Source organism: Ruegeria sp. AB5 (genome assembly GCF_056542645.1).
In genome coordinates this window covers 119117-126348 of sequence record NZ_JBQGAE010000014.1, presented here as the reverse complement: position 1 = coordinate 126348, position 7232 = coordinate 119117, and the positions used below count along the sequence as shown (strand labels likewise).

The following is a 7232-nucleotide window of genomic DNA, read 5'->3' as shown; positions in this document are numbered from 1 at the left end:
TGTCATTACCGGCCAAGCCGTCAAACACATCCGCTCCGGAAGTGATCAGCGCAAGATTGTCATCATCCCCATCCGTCAACTGAACCGCCTCGGGATCAATCGGGTCATAGAGCGACCCCACGGTCACCGTCACCGTAGCGGTCCGGCTCTCAGCACCGTCCGACACCGCATAGCTGAAGCTGTCGCTGCCGATATAGCCCGCATCCGGGGCATACAGAATCTCGCCATTCACCACCGACACAGACCCATTCGATGGCGAAGAGCCCGACACGTCAATCGTCAGCGCATCGCCATCCGCATCACTGTCATTGGCCAGAACGTCAATCGAGACCGCAACATCCGGATCTGTGCTCGCCGTGTCATCCTGGGCGTCCGGCGCGTCATTGACCGCCGCTACCGTCACCGACACAGACCCCACAGAGGCCTCTTTGCCATCCGTGACCTCGTAGCCGAAGCTGTCGAACCCGGCAAAATCCGCATCCGGCGTATAGGTCGCAACCCCGTTTGACAGCGTTACAGAACCGTGCTCGGTTTCCACCACGCCCGCCGTCAGCGGGTCATCAAAGGCGCTGGTCACCGCCGTGACTGTCAGCGCATCACCATTGGCATCGCTGTCATTGGCCAGAAGGTCGATCGCAACCGCCTGATCCTCGGGCGTCACGGCCGCATCCGGCGCCGCAACCGGCGCCGCATTGGTCTCGTACACCGTCACCGTCACGGTTGCCGTCGTGCTCGACGTCCCATCCGACACAGCGTAGACAAAGCTGTCATCACCGACAAAACCGGCATTCGGGGTATAGACGATCTGGCCATTCGATACCGCAACCTGGCCATTCGACGGGACCGAGCCCGAGACGTCAATCGTGAGCGCATCGCCATCCGCGTCGCTGTCATTGGCCAGAACATCGATCTGGATCGGGCCATCCTGCTCACCGCTGGTTGCATCATCCTGCGCCACCGGCGCGTCCGGCGTCGGCGCTACCGTCACTGTCACCGTGGCAACGGCGGTGCCGCCTTGACCGTCCGACACCGTGTAGTTGAAGCTGTCGATCCCATTCGCATCCGCGTCCGGCGTGTATTCAAGCTGACCCGCATTGATCACCACCGAGCCGAACTGGCCTTGGGTGACCGACTGCAGCGACAGCGTGCCACCATCCGCATCGCTGTCATTGGCCAGAACGTCGATCATGACACTCTGATCCTCATCCACCGTTGCTGTGTCGTCTACCGCATCCGGCGCTATGTTTGCACCTGCCGTCAGCAACTGGCCATTGGCTTCCATATCTGCTTCGGTTCCGGCCAGGTTGCGGACGCCCTTCAGCAGGGCAACCGGGACAAAGCCACTTACACCGTCCGGATTGATCTCCAGCAGCGTGTCCGAGCCGGTGGTGGTGAAGCGTACGAAGTCGGTCAGCGCGTCAACGCCCTGCGTGTACCCCACCAGTGCATCACCCACGTCCAGGACCTTCCAGCGGGCATAATCCTCGACCGTGTCAAGCGCTCCATCAATTACTGAGAACTTGAACGTGTCGCTACCTTTGCCGCCAATCAGCGTATCCGCGCCGGCCCCTCCGTCCAGAAGATCGTCTTGGTTGCCGCCGTCCAGAATATCATCACCGGACCCGCCATAAAGACTATCCCCGCTGCTGTTGCCGTAAAGCACGTCATTCCCGATATTGCCATACAGCCGATCACCGCTATCGCCACCATACAGGGTGTCATTACCGGCCAAGCCGTCAAACACATCCGCTCCGGAAGTGATCAGCGCAAGATTGTCATCATCCCCATCCGTCAACTGAACCGCCTCAGGATCAATCGGGTCCAGCCCGACCTGAACTGTGACCCAGGCTGTATTCGAGACTTCGCCGTTACTATCCGTAACCGTGTACTCGAAGCGCTCGATTCCCACGAAATTGGGATCAGTTGGTGTGTATGTAAACGCGCCGGTTCCGGGGTCTTGCGACAGGCTGCCGAATGTCGGCGCCTGCGTGATTACTATATCGCTGTCCTCAAGTGGCAGACCATCGGGATCCGTGTCGTTTGCCAGCAGGTCTAAAATAACCGGTCCGCTCTGGGCCAGGACAACCCAATCGTCCTGCGCAACGGGTGCCGTGCGTGCACTGAAACTAACAGAGTCGTAGTTTGCGGACGTATACGGCGCGAATGTGGGATCGCCCATCCAGCTCGGTGTCCCGTGCCAGATGCTCAGAAAGATCTGCGCGTCCGCAGTTGGAACTTCCAGGTCGGTGGGATCGACCACGGAGCGCAATAGATTGCCGTCTGCATACCACTCAATCGAGTCCGGACCCCATTCGATGGTGTAGGTGTGCAACCCGGCGGAGGAGTCAAAGCCAAGATCAACAACGACCCCCGAACTCTCGCCGCCAAAATGATATGTCACCAGTGCCTGGGTTGGATCATTGCTGAGGAATTCGAAATCAATCTCGGTCTGGGGAGAATACAGAAAAAATGTCGAGTTGGCGCCGCCGCCATCTGCTGTCTGCATCGTGACGGTGTAGGTGCCAAAGCTAAAATCCTCGACAGAGCGTATTTCGCCCCCGCTATAGGTTTTGCCGTCCAGAGGCTGGTCATCAAGCGTCAGGGTGAGCTGACCCGCTTCAACTGTGACATTGGAAGGCGACCAGGCTGTGTCGATCCAGCCCCCTGGCAGTGCATAATCTGAAACCAGCCAATCACTGGCCTGCAACGGAGCGTCAAATTCTTCAGAAAATGTCGACATGTAACCCAACCCACTATTAAACCAGCGACCAAATCCTGCCCCAGAGCAAGCTATTGCCACTTCAATGGCTAAAACAAAACTTAAACAATTTTAGCCCCCATATATTTATACAGCTATGAGTATCCCAAGAGCAAATCAACTCTGTGCAAGAAGTGATTGGGGATTGCGTTCTAAGAGGAAACATTCTTTGCAAACCCCCAACTTCTTCTCCCGGCGGCAAACGGGTATCTGTGTCATAGTAAAAGATAGGCGGCGCCTACCTCTATCTGGGAATACGCGAAGCAGTGGTGAGCTATTCAGTTCGGTTTGCCTGATGAGAATTGATGAGGTTGAATTCCAATGAACCATGCCGGGTTTGTTGGAGGCTCCAGCTTCTGAGTAGGCTGGAGCATCATGAACTAGATGACGAACACGTATTAGACTGTTGCGCAGTTTGGTAACTGGCAGCAGGTTTAGATATTTTCTATGTAAGTCGCAGAATCCGGGTGGATAAGTATTTATTATTGTTGTGCAATATTACTGTGCCAGCGTCCTATTTTAACGTGTGCCGATTTTTATCTGGTGGTGGACGATGAAATGCTCTGAGCGCGGGATTGGCCAGAGAGAATGCGCTCTGCGGCCGATGAGGTTCCAAAATCGGGTAACTGAGAACACTCGGAATGTGGCGGCATGTTTGAGCCATGGCGCCATCCCAAGATAGAAACGCCTTTCCCGGTTTCCATTGTGACGGTCAACTCCGTATCTCGCGTTTGCTGCAATAATCTGGTTATCTTGAGACCCTGAATTCCGGATTGGTTCGTTACAAAAACTCCTACCGGCTTGCAGAGCACCACGAGCTCAAAATCCGAGAGTTTCCCGGTCAGATAGCGGCCAGTCCGACGGTCGATGGAAAACGCGGGTATATCCGGGCCATTCAGATACACAAGTTCTGAGAATCTGGGTTGATTATAGCCTAAATCGAAATCACCCAACCATTCGATGGCGCGCATCTCCTCATCGGTTACGACGAATGCATGATCGGCAAGCCATGGTGTAAGCAGCGTTTCAGCGTCGACCCATTGCCAGCGGACTTTGCCCAGCAATAAATTTTCGTCCTTTCCCAACATCAGCTTGGTACTGCGCAGGAAGGCGGGGTTGGCAAAGATGAGAAATCCCCCAGCAATTACCAGCACCAACCAAGCAAAAGGCCGCTTCAAGGCGGCGGGAACCAAAAACGACATCGCTTGGACCGCGTCTTCTCTCAAGAAACGCAATAAACTGGGAAGCAAACTCTGTAGTGCAATGCCCCATAGAACGAAAAAAAACGGCATCGTCGGATAGAGGTACCGGATGTTCTTCAGTCCGCCGAAGGATTGCAGCACGAAAGTTGTTGCGAACAAAATCAGGCAGAAAGAAGCGGGCAAAAAATTGGCGCGCAGAGCAACAATGGCAATAACAGGAAACAAAGGCCAGAACGTGGGGTAATTGTCCCTGAAATTCCGATTGTAGAATGTAGTATCGTTCTGCGCCGGCCAAGGTTCCCAATTATATGTGACCCATAACCAACGGATTTCGTTCTCAAAGACGCCGCTTAACAAAACGGCCACAACGGCGACCAGCATAATGCCCGCAAGCCACCACAACCTTGGGTATTCTTGCAGCCAACTAGGCACGAATACCAACGCAATCCATAACCCGATTGCTCCGACTCCAAGTGCTGTAAGCATTTGCAAGTCGAGTGCGAGTAGAAAAAACCCGCCTGCGACGGCCAATGCAACCAGCCGCCATACAGGTGATCTGATCGTAGCAAACGCCGAGTATACAAGCAGTGCTCCCGCTACGAAAAGCACACCTTGGGCGGCATAGAAACGTATATACTGCGACACCTCGATTCCATTTGGCCAAAATAGTAAAAAAGTGAGCGTTATCAGAGCTGTTATGGTGCCGCTAGCATGATACGCCCAAGCTACGATCAATGAGACCATAAGCGCACCCGGAATGATGGATGGTATCAGGCGCGCCGCCCATGCGGACTGCTCTCCTGTGATTTCGAAGCTTAGAGAAATAAATTGGGTAAAGCGTGATGACCGATCGTAGACACCATCAAGTACTGCAAAAGTCTGGTTATCCTGCCAACTGACAGCTGGTAGATACTGATAGAGTTCATCATAAATAAGTGGATGGTCAATCATCCCAATTCGAGTGAAGAACGCGGCGGTAAATGCAGTGGCTCCAATTAAGAGAACCGTGACAAGCTGCACTCCAGTACTATCTGGGTTATGATATAGGTATTTTGTTCTACAATAACTTGTCACTGATGACTTCCTATGAATCTAAATTAATCCTGAGAATATCCCATCCCCTTCGCGGGTTGAAGCCAATGGAACTAGCATAAAGTTTTGGCATCAGCCTCAAAATCTTATAAAATGCCAGCTCCAGTCAAAGTTCGTCGAGCAAGGCTGCGTGCCGTTGTGAATTTAATGCCAATTTGGGTAAAAAGCCCTGATGGGCCGCCATGGGCTGTGTGCCGAACCACAGTGTTCTGATTCAGCAGTTTCGAGCTGCTTGGCGCCGTCGTAGGCAACAGGCCGCTTTTGATGGCCACCACATCTGAGCGTTTGATCTTGTACCCATCCATGCTTTTGTTCAGGGCGTCGATAAACGCCCGAATATCGTCTTCTGATACGATTCCGGCATCCGTATCGCCCTCAAAAGGGACGTACCAAGTCCCCGCGAAAGTCTGATCGCCTATCGGATATAAGAAAAGCATGTCGCCGTCGCGCTCCGGGGCAGCGACTGACACGCCCAACTGTGATGGCGGCGGAAGGTCAAGGATCAGATTGAAAGCTTGTTTTAGACCGAACCGCGGTACATATCTGTCATCAAGTACTTGCGCGAGTTCTTCTGCCCATGGCCCACTGGCGTTAACAACGGCAGGTGCAGAGAACTCAATGGGGCCATGATCAGTCTGCGACGCCAAAACGCCTTTGACACGCCCCGCCGTCGTGAGAAGGCCAGTGACCTCGGTCTGATCACAGATCGCAACACCCGCCATGCGGGCCTGGTCTACCAATGCTTCGAACAAACGGTCACTGTCGGGGACAATTGCCTCATGCCAGATTGCACCACCGCGCAATCCTGTAGTTCGCACGGTAGAAAACGCGGCGCGAACGGCACGGGATCTGACAACGCGACCGGTTTTTAATCTGACCTGCGCAGTTGTGCCTCTGTTACGATCAAATGACAGCAGCGCATCAAGCAGGAATGCGAGGCGGAAGATTCCATTGCGTTTCAAGCCACGGCCATAGAGAGGCAGTAGAAACGGCAGGATCTCAATCTGATCACCCAATTTTTGTAAGAACCAGCGGCGTTCTTTGATTGACTCTCTGTAACGGCGCAGATCAAGCGACTGCAAATACCGCAATCCTCCATGGAGGATTGCAAACCAGCCCTGGGTGGTACCACTTCCCATATCGGCTTTTTCCAGGAGCACTGGGCGATACCCACGCTCGACCGCGACCATCGCAAGCATCAAGCCGTGAATGCCCCCGCCTATGACAATGAGGTCAAATTGGTTTGATCCGACATCTACGTCTGTATCCGGCGACTTATTTTTTTCGTTGTCGGGTTCTTGCAGAAGCGTTGACATGAAAGTGGGTTTCTATGACTGCATTAAGAAAGGATGATGATTTTGAACGACAATGACTTAACGGAAAACACTTCGCCCCTGCAAGTTTGCAAAGTGGATGGCCATGTGCACCTGCATCCGGATTTTGAAGTTGCACATGTTTTAGAGAGCGCAAGCCACAATATGGCACTTTCTACGCTACCGGAAAGCTCGACGGGCATTTTGCTGCTGACAGAAATCGCCGGTATCAACCGATTTGGTATATTGCCCTATACTGTCGGGTCTTGGTCTACAAAACCTTGTTCTGAAACGGCGTCCATGCTGGCCTGCCATGATGACGGACGTCGGATATTCATCATTGCGGGCCGCCAGATCGTGACGTCCGAGGGGCTAGAAGTCCTTGTGCACGGTGTCAAAGATATCATCCCTGATGGCCTGCCGCTGCCTGACGTGATGACAGCCACGAAGGATCACAAGGCTATTGCTGTTCTCCCTTGGGGTGTTGGCAAATGGACCGGCGCACGCGGGCGTATCATACAATCGCTGGCCTCGTCTCCTCCAACCTCGGACAGGTTCTTCTTTGCAGATAGTGGTGTACGTCTTAAGGGAACACCCCGACCCAGGCTTCTGGCCAAGGCCGAAGAGAATGGATGGTGTGTTCTGGCCGGGTCTGATCCGCTGCCACTGCCGAACCAGGCCAGTGCGATTGGTCGGTTTGGGTTTCTTGCCGAATTCCCGCTGGATCCGGATCACCCCTTCAAATCTCTTGAGACCTGGTTGCGGTCATGTAAGCGCTCTCCGGAAAGCTATGGGATGCTGCAGGGGCCAGTAGGGTTTCTGGGGCATCAGGCGGTCATGCAGATCAGAAAACGCCTGCGATAGCCC

At 53.9% G+C, this 7232-nt stretch carries 4 protein-coding genes; 1 reads left to right on the top strand and 3 read right to left on the bottom strand.

Annotation, left to right across the window (positions count from 1 at the left end; translation table 11 throughout):
* The 3 genes from ACR0L4_RS19235 to ACR0L4_RS19225 form a co-directional block, all read right to left on the bottom strand.
* The coding region (locus ACR0L4_RS19235; protein WP_480514683.1) for an Ig-like domain-containing protein at positions 1 to 2740 on the bottom strand (2740 nt) is incomplete at its 3' end.
* Between the two features lie 554 nt (positions 2741 to 3294).
* The gene (locus ACR0L4_RS19230) at positions 3295 to 4980 is read right to left on the bottom strand and encodes a hypothetical protein (RefSeq protein ID WP_480514682.1); all 1686 of its coding nucleotides are present in this window, start codon (positions 4978 to 4980) and stop codon (positions 3295 to 3297) included.
* 158 nt (positions 4981 to 5138) lie between these two features.
* Entirely contained in the window at positions 5139 to 6368 is a 1230-nt protein-coding gene (locus ACR0L4_RS19225; protein WP_480514681.1) for an FAD-dependent oxidoreductase, read from the bottom strand.
* Positions 6369 to 6530: 162 nt separating this feature from the next.
* Between ACR0L4_RS19225 and ACR0L4_RS19220 the strand changes: the two genes are divergently transcribed.
* Positions 6531 to 7229 carry a hypothetical protein gene (locus tag ACR0L4_RS19220; protein ID WP_480514680.1) on the top strand — a complete coding sequence of 233 codons (699 nt, stop codon included), beginning with the start codon at positions 6531 to 6533 and terminating at the stop codon, positions 7227 to 7229.
* Positions 7230 to 7232 lie beyond the last annotated feature (3 nt).